The following is a 16835-nucleotide window of genomic DNA, read 5'->3' on the forward strand; positions in this document are numbered from 1 at the left end:
ACTTAGCTTTAACCAAGTCAAAACGTAATAATGTATAAATTTTAACATTTTGGTCCTTCATTGATATAAAAATGAGCGCTTTGCAGAAAAAATATGCAAAAAGCATGCTTTTAGCAGTATAAACTTACGCCGCAATTGTATAGTATTTAAACACGCCATACTTGCAGTATACGGATATATAAGCCTGACTATATGAGAAAGCTTAGTAAAAACCCACTTGCTATTGGTAACCTTGTAGACGAAGCTATTCATAGTTTGTTCGATTCTGTGGAAGCTTTGTCGGTACAAGGCTATAACGAAGATAGACAAGTAATTTATTGGAATAAGGGCAGCGAAGTACTTTATGGCTTTAGTAAGCTTGAAGCTATGGGCAGAAAGCTTGAAGACCTTATAATCCCTAGGTATATGCGCGAGAGTGTTATAAACGCGCACTCAAATTGGCTACGCCATAATATTGAAATTCCTGCCGCTGAAATTACCTTGCATGATAATCGTCAAAAAGACGTTAACGTATTTTCAAACCACGTTATGTTTGCAAACCAATACAGAACGAAACAAATGTACTGTATTGATATAAACCTAGCAGAAATAAAACAAGCTCAAGCACAAGTTACCTTAAAAGATAATATTATTGAGACGGTGTTTGAAGCCATTCCTGACTTATTCTTCTTATTAAAAGAAGACGCAACCATTATTGATTATCGTGCCAGTAATGATAAAAAGCTCAATTTTGCGCCACAGCAATTTGTAGGGAGGCTTATGACCAGCGTCCTTCCTAGTGAAGCAATTGCTCCATTCAACGAATGTATTGAGCAGGTAATAACACGTGGTGGAGTATCACAATTTAATTATGCGGTAAATTTATTAGAAGGTGTATCGCATTTTGAAGCACGATTGAGCTACCTAAAAGATAATCAACAAGTGGTTGTGATTATTAGAGATATAACTGAGCAGCATGAAAGCGCTCAAATCATTCGCAAACACGCATACTATGATGCCCTTACCTCTTTGCCTAATCGCTTTTTGTCATTAGACCGCTTGGAACACATGATAGAAGAATCAAAACGGACGCGAAGTAAAACGGCAGTCCTCTTTCTAGATTTAGATGATTTTAAAAAGGTAAATGATTCTTTAGGACACGAGGTGGGTGACAAACTACTTATTGAGGCGAGCAAACGGCTAAGCTGTGCCATTCGTAAAGAAGATACTGTAGGACGCCTGGGCGGCGATGAATTTATTGTATTACTGCACCATATTATTGATGAAGCGAATGCCATGGATATTGTGACGCACCTATTACATATTTTTACTGAACCATTTCATATAGATAATCGTGAGTTAATACTTACTCTCAGCATAGGGATTGCTATATGCCCTGAAAATGGGAAGAACGCATCAGATTTGCTTAGAAATGCTGATACCGCCATGTACCAAGCGAAAGCAAATGGTCGCAACACCTATTCATTCTTTACTGATGAAATGAACGTCATAATGCTTCGACGCTTTGAAATTGAAGAGCAAATGCATTTGGCTCTTGAGCGCAATGAATTCACTTTGTATTTTCAGCCCAAAATTGACTTAAAAAATCGAAAAGTTATGGGGGCAGAGGCATTATTAAGGTGGGTAAACCCAAAACTAGGAGTACTTGAGCCCGATGAGTTTATTCCTATTGCAGAACAAACTGGATTGATTGTACCTATTGGTGAGTTTGCAATTAACAAGGCCCTTGAAGTACTTAATAAATGGCAACTGCGTTATGCTACTACTTTTACAATGGCAATTAATTTATCACCTCGGCAATTTAGGCATAAAAGCTTCTTAGATACATTAAAACATAACATTTCAACGCTTGAGCTAGACCCTAAATTAATAGAGTTTGAAATAACTGAAGGCGTACTCATGATGGGCAAGTCGTATATTGATGAAGCCTTAAATGAGCTTCGTGAAATTGGCGTAAAATTGTCTATGGATGATTTTGGAACAGGCTATTCATCTTTAAGTTACTTACGCCACTATGCGTTTGATGTCATTAAAATAGACCAAACTTTTGTTAAAGGCTTACCGCATAATAAAGCCGATTGCGACCTAGTTAAGGCCACTATTGCAATGGCAAATAGTTTAGGCCTAAGCGTTGTAGCCGAGGGGATTGAAACGCTTCAGCAGCTAACCGCACTAGAAAAGTTTTCATGTGACTTTGCCCAAGGGTTTTATTTTAGCGAACCCTTAAGTGAGTGTGACTTACTTGCATTTGATAAGTTTTAGCAGACTTGTTAATGCATACTTCAAAATTCATCTTATTTGCACATTTAATGTCAACTACATAAGCTAAACTTGTAGCATGATATTTCTACCTTATTTTGATAAAGCGAAAAGGTTAATTATGAAAACCGCAAGTTGTAATATAGCGTTAGCTCTTTTGATATCACTTGGCCTAAGTGCTTGCCAACAAGCTGAGAAGACTGAATCTGAAATTAAACCAAGTCTACCGACAGGGCTTGATCTTTCCATGTTTGTTGAAGGTGCATTTTCTAAAACACCCGAAATAGTAAACTGTACAACCGATGCCGGTACTAAAACAAAGTGCTACAAACTAACCACAACCGGCGCACCCGCACAGCGCCAACCCGGTCCGTTTTGTCCGCGTACAACAAGTGATGGCGCCGACAAAGGTGGTGCATGGTTTAGTAAAGAAGGTAGCGGTGATTTAGTTGATATTACGGGTGAGTTCATCATGAAACTTGATGAATATTATGATGATGAAAAGTGGATGGTATATGATGTGCAAACAAATAAAGTGCGCTACACCGCTACCAAAGAAGCCTGCCTAGGAGCCGCCAAACCTGATGTTGAAGAACAATACATGCAAAATTGTATTGAGTGCGAACTAGATTACTTAGATGATGACTTTTCAGTGACTTATTTAATACCCGTTACACCTATTCCAGCAGTTGAAACAGGAAGGGTACGCACAGCGGGCATTTCACTAGATGGCAGTGAATTGTCGGGCCCAGCCCCCATTGATGCTATATTAGGTGCTTATACCATTGCCGCATTCGATGATTGCGGCGGACATATTAATGTTCATCAAGCCTATCATTATCATTCATCTACGGGCTGTACCAACAAAGCTGACAAATTTGATGATGGCCATGCGCCGCTTATTGGTTATGCGATTGATGGTTATGCTATTTACGCCATGAAAGATGCCAGTGGCAATGAGAGTGAAGATTTGGATAATTGCCGCGGTTCAAGCGACGCTAGTCGTGGTTACCATTACCATGCGGCTAGCCCCAGTGAAAACATATTTATAGGCTGCCTGCATGGTGAAACCGTGCGCCCTATTAACGGCCACAAGGGCGGACCACCTCCAGGTGGCGGCATGGGTGGCCCTCATGGAGAATCAAATGACCACTAGTAAAAGACAATTTTTAAAAACGGCAAGTGCCGCTATAGCCACGCTACCCTTAGTTGGCCAAGCATTCGCAAGCGAAAGTGCAACAAAGACCAAAGCAAAAACACACGTGCTGAAAGATTTAACAGCTGGGATTCAGCCTATAAGCGCAAGTGAAAGGCGCGAACGAATTATCAAAGCGCAATCGTTAATGCAACAAAACAACATACACGCGATGTTGTTAGAGCCTGGCCCGGCTATGGATTATTTTACAGGAATTCAGTGGTGGCGCAGTGAGCGCTTAACTGCGGTTGTTATTCCGCAAGAAGGCGATATAGCGGTTGTGTGTCCGTTTTTTGAAGAGCCTAGTATTCGAGAAAGCTTACAGGTAGGGGAAGACGTGCGCGTTTGGCAAGAGCATGAAAGCCCATTTCAGCGCGTAAAAGAAATACTAAACGATAGGAAAATAAGTAGCGGAAGCCTTGCCTTTGAAAGCTCAGTTAGGTATTTCGTGCAACAAGGCGTAATGTCATTATTGCCAAATATGGCGGATATAAGTGCTGATCCTATCACTCTAGGCTGTCGCATGTATAAAAGCACTCATGAATTAGCCCTTATGCACAAGGCCAATGAAATTACCTTAAGCGCCTATGCTCACGTATGGTCAAAGCTTGAACTTGGCATGAGCCAATCTGAGCTAAAACAGCTTATGAGCAACACGCAGGCCGCACTGGGTGGCAAGGGCATTTGGAACATGGCTTTATTCAATGAAGCCAGTGCCTATCCGCATGGCACAAAACAAGCGCAAACAATACGCGAAGGCTCAATTGTGCTGATGGATTGCGGCTGCAGCGTTGAAGGGTATCAGTCAGATATAAGCCGTACATTCGTATTTGGTGAAGCAAATAAAAAGCAGCGCCGCGTTTGGGACACAGTGCGTGAAGGTCAAAATGTAGCATTTGCGGCCGCAAACTTAGGTGTTGCAGCAGGAAAAGTAGATGATGCCGTAAGGGCTTATTATATTAAACAAGGCTTCGGCCCTGATTACAAACTGCCAGGTTTATCACATCGTACCGGCCACGGAATTGGCATGCAAGGCCATGAACCAGTGAATTTTGTGCGTGGTGAACAGCAAGTGCTAAAAGCGGGCATGTGCTTTTCAAATGAACCCGGCATATACATTCCAGGAGAATTTGGCGTACGTTTAGAAGATTGCGTATACATGAACAACGAGGGTGTGCAATGGTTTACTACGCCGCCAGAATCTCTTGATTCACCTATTGGGGGGCTTGCTCCTTTAAATGCTTAATTGAAACAGCCATAGGCATAGCAACTAAATGTATTTGTGACTTGTACCAATTATATTAACTGTTTATCCTTTCCCCATATAAACAACTAGAGCTAAAGCGTAATTTTCAAGCACTTTAGCTTTATTCAACGGAGCGCTTTTATAATGGAGTTTTTGCGGTATTGGCAAAAAGTACTACAAGATTCAGGTAAAGTCTGGCTTGACGAGAACGCCTTTAGCTTTGCTGGTGCCTTGGCCTTTTATACTTTATTTTCGCTCGCCCCTATTGTGATTATTGCGGTTACCGTAATTGGATTAGTATTAGGCGAAGAGGCGGCGCAAGGTGAGATAGTAGCTCAATTCACTGACGTAATGGGCGCTGAAGCAGCCTCAGTGGTTGAGCGCGCGGTAAGCCAATCACGCATTGAAGAATCAGGCATTTGGCCCACTTTGTTGGGTGTGGGTGCACTTATGTTGGGTGCAACAACGGTGTTTGGGCAAATGCAATATTCACTTAATTCTATTTGGGGCGTTACCGCCAATCCCAATAAAAATAGCTTGTACATGCTAGCAAGAAAACGCCTTTTTTCACTCACTGTAGTGTTATCCATAGGCTTCGTGCTCTTAGTATCACTGATGTTTGGGGTGGCCCTTCGTGCTGTACTGAATTTTACAGCAGAGTTCCTTCCCTTTGTTGAATTGCTTCTAGGCAGCGCAGAGTTTTTAGTATCATTGGCTATGATTACGCTTCTATTCTCTACTATTTTTAAAGTGCTACCCGATGTAGTGCTTAGCTGGAAAGACGTGCTATTAGGCGCGCTTATTACTGCCATTCTGTTTTCATTAGGCCGCTATGGTATTGCCGCCTACTTGGCTTATACCGCTACGGCGTCAACCTATGGCGCTGCCGGTTCGGTAGTTTTAATATTGCTTTGGGTTTATTACTCATCACTTATTTTGTTATTTGGTGCAGCATTTACCCGTGTCCACATGCAAGCGCAGGGTAAAAAAATTATACCCCGCAACACTGCCGTATTGGTTGAAAAACAAATTAAAGAGCAAGAGCCCGTTTAATATAGCCTAAGTACAAAAAAGCCCGCAAAGCTTAACTTTACGGGCTTTTTTATATTCACATTTTGGCGCTATCAATAACTAATAGCGCCTCAAGTGGGAATGTCTGGCTTACATCATGCCGCCCATATAGATCTTAACTAATTGTTTTAATTGAATTAGTCACATGGGTATCGGTTATGATACCCCACTTTATACCCCTAAGATTAAGTTACTACAAAAATATTTTATTTTCCATGATATTACGATTTTTAAAATCTAATTTAAGTTCTTTATAAATGTATCTTACTTTCCTGAACTAGAGCAAAAGCGAGCGACTCAATCTTTTTTACTAATTTAGTTGGATAGTCGTCCCAATTATTTGTCGCAATAAAGATGAACATTTCATCATCAGGGTAATACTGAAATACAGCGTAGGTATAACCATTTGAACCGGTATGCTCAATTTTTCTATGCCCACTTTTACTCTTACTTAAAGCCCAGCCATAACCATAATGAGATGTCGCCTTTTTATTCTCGGCAATGTAAGGAGTAAACATTGTTTGCCAAGACGCTTCATTCAATATTTTCCTTGATGATAATGCTAAATACCAATGGTACATATCAGTAAGAGTAGATAAAAAACCACCAGCGCCTTCCATATGCCAACGCGGTCCAGGGTTATCGTATTGGTGTTGCAATGAATGTCCTACCGATTTACTTGCTGCTTGCATCGACAGCGCTTTTTGAAAAACATTCGGATCACGACCATAATTAACCGCTAAGTTTTCACTTTCTCTTATCAATAAACGGTATCCTGTTTGCTTTACACCAACAGGCGATAGAATATGTTGTTGAATATATAACTCCCAAGGCATACCAGTGATTTTTTCAATAATGGAAGCCGATAAACCATAGCCAATATTTGAATAATGATACCTACTTCCCGGTAAAAACAATAATTCTTTATCTAGCGCATGTTCGATGAATTTTTCACGCTTCGTTTCTGTATATATCAAGTCATGCGTAGCACCGTCTGGATGAGCTAGTAACGGAAAACCTGCTGAATGAGTTAACATGTGATGAAGTGTGATCCCCTTTTTATCTTCAGGTACATTCTCAAAAAATTCACTTAATGTTGACTGTAAAGATAACTTATCTTCTTGAACGAGTTTCATTATTGCTGTCGCAGTAAACTGCTTGGTGATTGAGCCAACATCAAATACTGTTTTGATATTGAATGGGGTATTAGTTTCTCGATTAGCCAGTCCAAAGAAGTCTTGAAAAATAATTTCACCTTTGTGAGCCACTAGCACACTACCTGAGAAATCAGATTTATTCATTTTATCCTGCCAGCTTTTTAAGCTCTGAGGTTCTTGGGTCTTCGATGAAGCCGATAGACTAAACAGTATTGAAAGGATCCCCCAAAATATGAATGTATACTTATTTGTTGATTTTAAAATTGTTCTCATTGCTTTTGTCCAAACGTTTTAAGTTAAAAATTACTTTCCTTGCTTTGCTAAGTTTAAGGAGTAAATATCGAGAAATTATCGAGAAAATAAAACAAAATTTAAGCGTAGAAAAAGTAATGAAAACTATATATTGTTACTGCCATTGATTTGATGATTATCGGTTTAGCAGCCCCAAAAGCATTTAAAAATAATGACTAAAGCACACGTACTTATTGTTGAAGATAACCTTGATATTGCCGAAACGCTTCAGTTATATCTGACGCAAGCGAAATTTAAGAGTACGCACTTATCGCAAGGTAAGAATGTATTGTCGACAATCGAAAATAAAGATGTAAACCTTGTTTTACTTGATCTTATGCTACCTGATTGTGACGGTGTTTCTCTATGTAAAAAAATTCGAATGATGAGCAAAGTGCCATTAATTATGCTGACAGCAAAAACTCAAGAGCAAGATGTTATTAATGGGTTGAATTCTGGTGCAGATGATTACATTTGCAAGCCTTTTAGGTCAAATGAAGTTATCGCTAGAGTGCAGAGTATGTTACGTCGAACCATGAATTTTCATTCTCTTAATCAACTCATTTTTGATGAACTTATACTTGGTGTTGAATCACGTACACTAACGATTAAGCAAACACCTGTTAACTTAACAAAATCAGAATTTTTAATTTTAGAATTCCTTTTAAAAAAGAGAGGTTGTGTTGTAACCCGAGAGCAAATTATCGAAAATGTTTTTGACCACACCTATAGTGCCAGTGATAGGGCGATAGATTCTCATTTATATAATTTAAGAAAAAAAATTAATTATGATCGGCAATATATACAAACAGTGCATGGTATTGGTTACAAAATGTGTGACCGTGGCGTTAAAGCATAATGAACTCTCTTGCGAATAAAGCAGCTTTTAACGTTGCTATTGTTTTTACTATATTACTTAGCGTCCTTGCTGGGCTTTTCTTTACGTTCAGCTCAAAGCAATTTTTTTCATATTTCGATGTTTCACGTCAAATTGAAAGCCTAAATCAAACGCTCAATTCACGAGCGATAACCATTCAAATAGAGCTTGCCGAAAAGCTGTCTCAACGAATATCTGGCATACAACAGAAAACTTCTAAATCAGAGTTGGTGTCGGTGTTAGATAAAGAAACAGTAAATAAACTTAAGCAAGATGTATTCAATTATCTTCAAAAGCAAGAAAGTGACTGGCCATTTGTTTTATTATTCGCGGATAAAAATAAGGTTGTATTAGCTGCAAACCCCGATGATTTGATAGGAATGGTTTATCAAACTCGAGATGGAGTAATAAAGCTTTCATCAACCAAAAATGAATTTGTATTACCACTGGATAACTTGGCACCGATAACAATACAAGGTGGTTATTCGGTGGTGGTGACCCCCTTTTCAGGTACGGATAGTATCGATACTTATCATTTTTCAATTAGAAGTATAGTAGTGCTTTTTTTCTGTGGTTTTTTGATTATTGGTTTAGTGCTGATTTGGTTAATTATTCAACGTTCGTTAGCCCCAATAAAGCAATTAAATATTGCTACTTCAAGTATCATTCAAGGTATTCATCCAGAACCAATAGCTGTCTCGGGAACTAATGAAATTGCGCAACTAACCCAAAATTTTAATGAAGCAATTGCCTCATTGAAAAAGCAAGAAGCATTGAGAAAGCAAAACCTAACCGATGTTTCTCATGAATTAAGAACGCCATTAACGATTATCATTGGGAAGTTGGATGCATGGCGTGATGGTTTATTAAAAGATGAGCACCAAGTGCAAGCTTCAATTATGCAAGAAGCTAATCAGTTATCACTGTTAGTTAACGACTTACAAGACTTAGCTCTAGCACAAGTTGGAGAGTTAAGAATTCATAAAAAACAATTCAATTTATTAAATACACTGAATGAAATAACACAAGCTAGTCAATATGCTTTCGATGATAAAAAGGTATCGTTTAAAATAATTGTTGATTCACAATTATCTTTGTATGCCGATAAAGTACGCTTTACACAAATCATTAATAATCTGTGTATTAATGCCATTAAGCATAATCATGAGCAGATAGACATAACGCTGAAAGCCCAGTTAGATAATAGCTACATTAAAGTTTTAGTGATTGATAATGGGGTTGGGATAACGAATGAACAAGTAGCTAAAGTATTTAATCGAACGGTTCAATTTTCAGAAAACACATCAGGTCTCGGATTAGGGCTATCTATTGTTAAAAACTTAATTGAATTGCATCAAGGCAAAGTATCTGTTGAAAGCAGACAAGGTTATACCTGCTTTAGTTTATTGTTTCCATTAGCTAAGAATTTAGACTGCTAATATCGATAAACTCCCCATAAAAAAGCCCGAGCATTACTGCTCGGGCTTTTCTTTTAATTAACGTTTCGAAATAGAGTTTTTACTCAACTACTACATCATGCCGCCCATTCCACCCATGCCGCCCATATCAGGCATTGCAGGAGCTGCTTCTTCTTTTGGTGCGTCAGCTACCATTGCTTCGGTAGTAATCATTAAGCTAGCAATTGATGCTGCAAACTGAAGTGCTGAACGCGTTACTTTAGTTGGGTCAAGAATACCCATCTCTAGCATATCGCCGTAAGTATCGTTACCTGCATTGTAACCAAAGTTTCCTTCGCCGTTTTTAACTGCGTTAGTCACTACAGAGGCTTCTGCACCTGCGTTAGAAGAAATTTGGCGAAGCGGGGCTTCCATCGCGCGAAGCGCTAATTTAATACCGTGAGTTTGCTCTTCGTTATCACCGGTAAGATCAACTAATTTAGCTGCAGCGCGAACCAATGCCACACCACCACCAGGTACCACACCTTCTTCTACGGCTGCGCGCGTTGCGTGAAGTGCATCTTCAACACGTGCTTTCTTCTCTTTCATTTCAACTTCTGTTGCTGCACCTACTTTAATTACCGCAACACCGCCAGCTAATTTAGCTAAACGCTCTTGAAGCTTTTCTTTGTCGTAGTCAGAAGATGACTCTTCAACTTGTGCACGAATTTGATTACAACGCCCTTCAATAGCGTCTTGGTCACCCGCGCCATCTACTACGGTTGTGTTATCTTTATTAATAACTACGCGCTTAGCCGTACCTAAGTCTTCAAGCGTTACTTTTTCTAACTCTAGGCCAATTTCTTCTGAAATTACTGTACCGCCAGTTAGGGTCGCAATATCTTGAAGCATTGCTTTACGACGGTCACCGAAACCAGGCGCTTTAACAGCCGCTACTTTCACAATACCGCGCATGTTGTTTACCACTAGTGTAGCAAGCGCTTCGCCTTCAACATCTTCAGCAATAATTAATAATGGCTTAGATGATTTAGCAACTGCTTCTAAAGTAGGCAGTAATTCACGAATGTTAGATACTTTTTTATCAACTAATAAAATGTATGGGCTATCAAGTTCAACAGTACCGTTTTCTTGGCTGTTAATGAAGTAAGGTGAAAGGTAACCGCGATCAAACTGCATACCTTCAACTACGTCTAGTTCGTTTTGAAGTGCTTGGCCTTCTTCAACCGTAATAACGCCTTCTTTGCCTACTTTTTCCATTGCTTCAGCAATGATTTCACCAACAATGGTGTCAGAGTTAGCAGAAATAGTACCTACTTGAGCAATTGATTTGCTATCAGCACATTCAGTTGAAAGCGCTTTAAGCTCTTCTACTGCAGCAATCACGGCTTTATCGATGCCGCGTTTAAGATCCATTGGGTTCATACCCGCAGCAACTGATTTCAAACCTTCAGTTACAATGGCTTGTGCCAATACAGTTGCAGTAGTGGTTCCGTCACCGGCTTCGTCATTCGCTTTTGACGCCACTTCTTTCACCATTTGAGCGCCCATGTTTTCGAATCTATCTTCTAGTTCGATTTCTTTCGCTACTGAAACACCATCTTTAGTAATGGTAGGTGCGCCAAATGATTTTTCTAAAACTACGTTACGGCCTTTAGGACCTAATGTTACTTTTACCGCGTTTGCTAGTACGTTTACGCCTTTTAGCATTTTGTTACGCGCGTCATCGCCAAAAAATACGTCTTTAGCTGCCATGATTAATTTCCTCTATATTCTTTTTGAGTATCTAGTTAGGTTTTAGCGCTTAGGCTAAAACATACATTATTCTACGATTGCTAAGATGTCGTTTTCGCTTAAAATTAGCACTTCTTCGCCGTCTAACTTTTCAGTCTTCACGCCGTAACCTTCGCTAAAGATAACGCTATCGCCAACTTTAACGTCAAGCGCTTTTACGTCACCGTTTTCTAAAACGCGACCGTTGCCTACTGCGATAACTTTACCGCGAGTCGATTTCTCAGCTGCCGAACCAGTAAGTACAATACCACCGGCTGACTTGCTTTCTACTTCTTCGCGTTTGATGATTACGCGGTCGTGTAAAGGACGAATTGCCATTTTCAAATCTCCTGAAAATTCAAATAAACATTAGTGTTTAAATTTAACCTTAGCCCGCGCTATTACGGACTTAAGATACTTATTCCGCTTTTAACTCAAAGCGCAATAAAAAGTTTAGTTAGCATGAAGGCCTAAGCGCTTAGCTTAAGCTTTCATGTTGTCGCAAAGTAATTGGGGGTGAGAAATATAAACTCAAGGGGAAAATGGTAAAAAAAGTCTAATTTAGCCTATTTTTTTCATCATCAGATGGCTTTGTTTCAGAGGTGTCAGTGTACTCACCATCAATGATGTCGCCTTTTTGGTATCCCGGCTTGTTTGTCTGATTAAACGGCTGGTTTTGAAAATCGTCATTCGCGCTAAATCCTGACTGCGAAAAATGGACGTTACCCGCTTGTTTAAACTTCACCTTGCTCATTAAAAATGATGCTATGGGCCCTCGGCTAAAGGGTAAGGTAAATAGCAGGCCAAGAATATCAGTAATAAAACCTGGGGTAATCAATAACACACCAGCTACAAGCAGCAATAAACCTTGCGCCATTTCTGTACTGGGGGCTTCTCCGCGAGCTAGTTTTAACTGCAAAGACTGAAATAAAGCAAAACCTTGCTGGCGAACAAAATAAGCACCAAAGAATGCCGTTACAATAACAACGAGAAAAGTATTCCAACCACCAATGCTGTCTGACACGTTAATAATTAACATAATTTCAGCAATAGGAAGCACAACAAATAACAGAAACAAAAAAGGCATGACACCGTCCTTTACGAATATTCAAAGAATAAATATGGGGTGTTATGGCCAATTTTCAATCTTATTTTGAGCACCAACAGTAATATTGTAAATACAAATAGTAGGCGCTTACATGATTTCATACTACTATCGTAAATATGAATTATGACTCTGCATGAAATTAATTTTTTATTCTGCAGGTCTCATTGGCACAATCTAGTTTTACAAATAGGTTTTTATACATGCTCAAAAATAGTAGTAACGCCCTTTTTTCATCTCAGGCTAAGCCAACACACGGCAATATTAACAAGGGCTTTCACGCATATTTTACTTTGCTATTTTTAATCAGCAGCATGCTTGTTTTTGCTAACCAAGCACTAGCACAAAGCACCCCTGAGCCACTATTTAATGATGCACCTACATTCCTTAAAGTAGACGAAGCCTTTGGTTTTGACTATGAGCAAACTGAAAATAAACTGATTATTCGCTGGACCATTGCTGAGGGTTATTATCTTTACAAAAAGCAATTTAAAACCGTCACAAAGGGCGTTACGCTAAGTGAGCCAAGCTTCCCTGAATCCCAGCAAATTGAAGATGAGTTTTTTGGCTTATCAGATGTTTTTTTCGATGATATGGAAATGGTTTATACCATTGATGCTGCCCAAAAAGATGCCTCGGTTAAAATTCGTTTTCAAGGCTGTGCCTCAGCGGGCTTGTGTTATCCGCCTACCACACAAGTGGTGTTTTTAGACGCTGTTAATGAAAGTGGCAGTTCAAGCAATACAAGGGCTTTAAAAGATAATAGCGCTTCGCAAAACAGCTCCGCACCAGTATCGGCACAATTTAATTTGGCCGACGAACTATTATCTGACCAAAGCATTTTTATTAGCCTTGGTGTGCTGGCTCTTCTAGGATTAGGTCTTGCCTTTACGCCATGTGTGTACCCCATGTACCCTATTTTATCGAGCATCGTGATAGGTAAAGGCAAGCAACAAGTGTCTAGCTCACAAGCGTTTGCGCTGTCATTCGTTTATGTACAAGGCATGGCCATTACCTATTCAATTATTGGGCTTATTGTGGCATCTGCGGGTGTGCAATTTCAGGCAGCACTACAAAATCCGATATTGCTCGGGGTTTTCATTGTACTTTTTGTTTTACTGGCGCTAGCCATGTTCGGCTTATATGAAATTCAGTTGCCCCAAAAGTGGCAAGAAAAACTAAATAATTTAAGCAATGGGCAAAAACAAGGCAACTACGTGGGTGTATTTGTGATGGGTGTGGTATCCGGCTTAGTGGCGTCGCCCTGCACTACCGCTCCATTAACTGCAGTACTAATGGTGGTTGCACAAAGCGACAGCCTATTATTTGGTTTTGCCGCACTATATGCACTAAGCATGGGTATGGGTATTCCCTTGATTCTTTTTGGTGTAACAGGTGGAAAATTACTACCAAAAGCTGGTAATTGGATGAACGTAATTAAGGCCACCTTCGGCTTTATGATGTTAACCGTTGCGATTATATTCGTGGAACGTATTTTCGTATCTGACTGGACTAACTTGCTTTGGGCTGTATTAGGCTTAAGCCTTTTCTCATATTGGTTTACGGTAAACTTGAACACGCAAATGAGCTTTGCCAAAGGTGTTAGAACGTTAATATCTGCTGCAGGCTTAATTATAGCCGTTATTTTCACCTTAGTTTCTTTGCAAAAACTGAACCTTGCTCCTGCTTTAATTGGTTCAAGCACGCCGCATGAAGCCAAATCTGAGCACCCTGAATTTGAAGTGGTAAGAAACTTGGCTGACTTTGAAGCGAAGCTTGCCAGCGCAAATAGCAATGGCCAAACCGTAATGCTAGATTTATACGCTGATTGGTGCGTTGCGTGTAAAGAATTTGAGAAATACACTTTCCCTGATCCTGCCGTTGTTAAAGCCTTATCAAGTGCAGTGTGGATGCAAATAGACTTAACTGACAACACCCCGGATAACATCGCATTTCAAGAAGCCTTTAATATTACCGGGCTTCCCACTATTTTATTTTTTAATGAACAAGGCGAGGAACTTCGCCGTTCAAGAGTGACCGGCTTTATGAATGCCGAATCATTCGCCGAACATGTAAGTTTAACATTGAACAAAAACTAAACTTTTCACTCATTCGTACGATAACATTCTTAAGAGACATAAAAATGTTTGTAGTCCGCATATTGCACTAATCACAGCGTGCTGACGACGAGGCGCGCTCGTTAGTTTATTTTCTTTCAATATGAGAGCTATGGGTTTTCCCTATTTTTCGAGAACTATTGTATGACCATAGTGCCACCCACAATTCTTGACCCAGCCTTATTCATTGATACCGAATTAAAAAAACTTTTTTTACTTAGCTTAAGGGAAGTTTCACAACACGCTCGTCGGCTTCTTGTTGTTCTAAAACAAATAAAATTTGAATTACCTCATCCTATGCTAGCAAGTGACGATACTACGGCCAGTTATAGCCTAATCCAATCAAGATAATCAGGAGTTATATTTACATGAGTGAAAGAGCATTACATATCCCAGAACGTTTTGACTTTAGTTACCACAAAGAATTTACGGATCAGTACCAAGCACTATTAAATAGTGAAGATCAAAGTGATATTGCCTTAGACTTTAGCAAGGTAAGTTATTTAGACAGCTCAGCCCTAGGTATGATGGTTCTATTTCAAAAAAAGGCTAAGTCAGCAAATATTAATGTGAGAATTAGAGGCGCGAAAGACAGCGCGAAGGAAATCCTTCAAATAGCTAACTTTGACCGCTTATTCGACATAAGTTAGCTGAGCTCATTTCATGCGAATCCTCATAGTTGAAGACGACAATTTGTTTGCAGAAATTCTACAAAGCTTTGTAGAGGAAAAAAATTGCGCATGCGTGGTGGTAAATAGTTTAGAAAAAGCAAGGCTACAATTAAAAAATGCAGCTTTTCAATTTGTGCTACTTGATAATCACTTGCCTGACGGAAACGGTCTTCACTTCATACAAGTGATAAAGGAAATCTCGTTAGTTCCTGTACCAGTGATGATGGTAACCGCTGATGACAATCAAAACGTTATGGCGAGGGCTTTTAGCAAAGGTGCCGATGAGTACATTATTAAGCCGGTATCATTAGATTTACTTTGGCAGAAAATTCAACGCGTCCATGAGCTTTACGCCAAGGAAGCCAAGCTAGAAGAGCAAGCAAAAAGCTTAGAACGCCTGCTTGACAAACAAGAGCAAGAGGAACAACTGGCTCGCTATGTATACGAGCATGTATCTTCAAACTTAATAACTGAAACAGAATGTGTAGACACCTACTTGCAATCATCAAGCTCATTTAATGGTGATGTGTTTATTTGTGATACCGCCCCAAACGGTAATCGCTTTGTGATTTTAGCTGATGCCACTGGCCATGGTTTGTCAGCAGCCATCAGCATTTTACCATTGGTTACTACGTTAAAGGCAATGATACGAAAAGGCTTGTCTTTAGCTCATATGGTGCACGAAGCGAATAAAAAATTATGTATTGAATTACCCGATGATAAATTCGTTACGCTTATTGGTGTGGAAGTGAATTTTCATAGTAAGACTTTGCAATTATTCAATGGCGGAATGCCTGACGTTATTGCTTTAAATAAGCAACATCAAATTACGCGACATGCAAGCACTTCACTGGCCTTGGGCATAATGGAGCCAGAGGACTTTGACCCTGGTATCTTGAGCTTGGATACTCATGAACTGCAAAATCTATTCTTTTTTAGCGATGGCTTAATTGAGCAGCAAAATTTATTTGGTGAAGCTTTTGGTATGCAGCGAGTGCTCGATATAATTAAGGATTGGGATACGTCATCACCCCTTTTAAACCTTGTAGTTAACTACTTTACAATTTTTAACGAAATTGGCGAATTACAAGACGATCTATCAATATGTGATTTACAAGTTTCCGCGCTAATGGAAAAGCATATGTTTGCTGATCGCTACGTGAAAAACAAAAAGAGTGGAAAAGTAACAGCAGCACTAACAATTGAAGGTGGCATTATTGCTGACTCTGATTTAGTAGGTGCATTTGACGGACTCATGCAAAGTATTGACGTAGTAGGGGATTTGCGTCAAAAAGCATTTACAGTGTTTGCAGAGCTTATTAGTAATGCATTAGATCATGGCGTACTGAATTTAGATTCCAGTTTAAAAGATGATTTTGCAGGTTTCGCTGCGTATATAGAAATGAAGGAAGAACGACTATTTAATTTAAAAGAAAATGATAAATTAGACATGGTATTTTCTTACGAGCCCCGAACTAATGAAATTGGGTTTTCTATAAAAGACTCTGGTAAGGGCTATGATATTTCAGCCGCCTCAGGCATGGATGATGGTGCGTTGTCAGGGCGAGGCATGGCGCTCATCAATAAGCTTTGCGAACGTGTTGAAGTGCAAGCACCTGGTAATTATGCATCTGTCAGTCTTAAACGAGAAATTTAAT

General features: G+C 39.5%; 13 protein-coding genes. 9 read left to right on the forward strand and 4 right to left on the reverse strand.

All coding sequences use genetic code 11. The features are described 5' to 3' along the window. Positions 1–192: 192 nt before the first annotated feature. The 4 genes from ACOI22_RS10010 (at position 193) to ACOI22_RS10025 (ending at position 5753) form a co-directional block, all read left to right on the forward strand. Complete coding sequence (locus ACOI22_RS10010; RefSeq protein WP_420671884.1) at positions 193–2262, forward strand: EAL domain-containing protein; 2070 nt, start codon at positions 193–195, stop codon at positions 2260–2262. 118 nt (positions 2263–2380) lie between these two features. Next, positions 2381–3415, forward strand: coding sequence for a YHYH protein (locus tag ACOI22_RS10015; protein ID WP_420671885.1), 1035 nt, complete (start codon positions 2381–2383; stop codon positions 3413–3415). Beyond that, on the forward strand, positions 3405–4700 hold the full coding sequence (locus ACOI22_RS10020) for a M24 family metallopeptidase (RefSeq protein WP_420671886.1): 1296 nt from the start codon (positions 3405–3407) through the stop codon (positions 4698–4700). The genes ACOI22_RS10015 and ACOI22_RS10020 overlap by 11 nt, the downstream gene beginning before the upstream one ends. 144 nt (positions 4701–4844) lie before the next feature. Next, positions 4845–5753: a YihY/virulence factor BrkB family protein gene (locus tag ACOI22_RS10025; RefSeq protein WP_420671887.1), complete on the forward strand. Its 909-nt coding sequence runs from the start codon at positions 4845–4847 to the stop codon at positions 5751–5753. 269 nt (positions 5754–6022) lie between these two features. Here ACOI22_RS10025 and ACOI22_RS10030 read toward each other — a convergent pair whose 3' ends face one another. Then, complete coding sequence (locus tag ACOI22_RS10030) at positions 6023–7072, reverse strand: serine hydrolase domain-containing protein (RefSeq protein WP_420671888.1); 1050 nt, start codon at positions 7070–7072, stop codon at positions 6023–6025. A 319-nt stretch (positions 7073–7391) separates the two neighbouring features. On the opposite strand from ACOI22_RS10030, the gene ACOI22_RS10035 reads away from it, so the two are divergent. After that, a complete protein-coding gene (locus tag ACOI22_RS10035; protein ID WP_420671889.1) occupies positions 7392–8078 on the forward strand; it encodes a response regulator transcription factor in 687 nt (228 codons plus the stop codon). Further along, on the forward strand, positions 8078–9535 hold the full coding sequence (locus tag ACOI22_RS10040; protein WP_420671890.1) for a sensor histidine kinase: 1458 nt from the start codon (positions 8078–8080) through the stop codon (positions 9533–9535). The genes ACOI22_RS10035 and ACOI22_RS10040 overlap by 1 nt, the downstream gene beginning before the upstream one ends. Positions 9536–9625: 90 nt before the next feature. Here the strand turns inward: ACOI22_RS10040 and groL are convergent, their stop codons facing one another. The 3 genes from groL to ACOI22_RS10055 all read right to left on the reverse strand — a co-directional run bounded on the left by groL (position 9626) and on the right by ACOI22_RS10055 (position 12371). After that, entirely contained in the window at positions 9626–11266 is a 1641-nt protein-coding gene (groL, locus tag ACOI22_RS10045) for a chaperonin GroEL (RefSeq protein ID WP_420671891.1), read from the reverse strand. Between the two features lie 66 nt (positions 11267–11332). After that, positions 11333–11623 carry a co-chaperone GroES gene (locus tag ACOI22_RS10050; protein ID WP_420671892.1) on the reverse strand — a complete coding sequence of 97 codons (291 nt, stop codon included), beginning with the start codon at positions 11621–11623 and terminating at the stop codon, positions 11333–11335. A 217-nt stretch (positions 11624–11840) separates the two neighbouring features. Continuing rightward, positions 11841–12371 (reverse strand): FxsA family protein, encoded by a 531-nt coding sequence (locus tag ACOI22_RS10055; RefSeq protein ID WP_420671893.1) that lies wholly within the window; start codon positions 12369–12371, stop codon positions 11841–11843. 221 nt (positions 12372–12592) lie between these two features. On the opposite strand from ACOI22_RS10055, the gene ACOI22_RS10060 reads away from it, so the two are divergent. The 3 genes from ACOI22_RS10060 (at position 12593) to ACOI22_RS10070 (ending at position 16834) form a co-directional block, all read left to right on the forward strand. Further along, on the forward strand, positions 12593–14488 hold the full coding sequence (locus ACOI22_RS10060; RefSeq protein ID WP_420671894.1) for a protein-disulfide reductase DsbD: 1896 nt from the start codon (positions 12593–12595) through the stop codon (positions 14486–14488). 386 nt (positions 14489–14874) lie between these two features. Further along, a complete protein-coding gene (locus tag ACOI22_RS10065) occupies positions 14875–15156 on the forward strand; it encodes an STAS domain-containing protein (protein WP_420671895.1) in 282 nt (93 codons plus the stop codon). A gap of 13 nt (positions 15157–15169) precedes the next feature. Beyond that, positions 15170–16834: a SpoIIE family protein phosphatase gene (locus ACOI22_RS10070; RefSeq protein WP_420671896.1), complete on the forward strand. Its 1665-nt coding sequence runs from the start codon at positions 15170–15172 to the stop codon at positions 16832–16834. Position 16835: the final 1 nt, after the last annotated feature.

The sequence above is a fragment of the Glaciecola sp. 2405UD65-10 genome, from assembly GCF_048820975.1.
Classification (GTDB): domain Bacteria; phylum Pseudomonadota; class Gammaproteobacteria; order Enterobacterales; family Alteromonadaceae; genus Glaciecola.

Excerpts from the sequence above, each read along its gene's own strand:
- ACOI22_RS10010 (WP_420671884.1), top strand. The coding sequence starts at position 193 with ATGAGAAAGCTTAGTAAAAACCCACTTGCTATTGGTAACCTTGTAGAC.
- ACOI22_RS10015 (WP_420671885.1), top strand. The coding sequence starts at position 2,381 with ATGAAAACCGCAAGTTGTAATATAGCGTTAGCTCTTTTGATATCACTT.
- ACOI22_RS10020 (WP_420671886.1), top strand. The coding sequence starts at position 3,405 with ATGACCACTAGTAAAAGACAATTTTTAAAAACGGCAAGTGCCGCTATA.
- ACOI22_RS10025 (WP_420671887.1), top strand. The coding sequence starts at position 4,845 with ATGGAGTTTTTGCGGTATTGGCAAAAAGTACTACAAGATTCAGGTAAA.
- ACOI22_RS10030 (WP_420671888.1), bottom strand. The coding sequence starts at position 7,072 with ATGAATAAATCTGATTTCTCAGGTAGTGTGCTAGTGGCTCACAAAGGT.
- ACOI22_RS10035 (WP_420671889.1), top strand. The coding sequence starts at position 7,392 with ATGACTAAAGCACACGTACTTATTGTTGAAGATAACCTTGATATTGCC.
- ACOI22_RS10040 (WP_420671890.1), top strand. The coding sequence starts at position 8,078 with ATGAACTCTCTTGCGAATAAAGCAGCTTTTAACGTTGCTATTGTTTTT.
- groL (WP_420671891.1), bottom strand. The coding sequence starts at position 11,266 with ATGGCAGCTAAAGACGTATTTTTTGGCGATGACGCGCGTAACAAAATG.
- ACOI22_RS10050 (WP_420671892.1), bottom strand. The coding sequence starts at position 11,623 with ATGGCAATTCGTCCTTTACACGACCGCGTAATCATCAAACGCGAAGAA.
- ACOI22_RS10055 (WP_420671893.1), bottom strand. The coding sequence starts at position 12,371 with ATGCCTTTTTTGTTTCTGTTATTTGTTGTGCTTCCTATTGCTGAAATT.
- ACOI22_RS10060 (WP_420671894.1), top strand. The coding sequence starts at position 12,593 with ATGCTCAAAAATAGTAGTAACGCCCTTTTTTCATCTCAGGCTAAGCCA.
- ACOI22_RS10065 (WP_420671895.1), top strand. The coding sequence starts at position 14,875 with ATGAGTGAAAGAGCATTACATATCCCAGAACGTTTTGACTTTAGTTAC.
- ACOI22_RS10070 (WP_420671896.1), top strand. The coding sequence starts at position 15,170 with ATGCGAATCCTCATAGTTGAAGACGACAATTTGTTTGCAGAAATTCTA.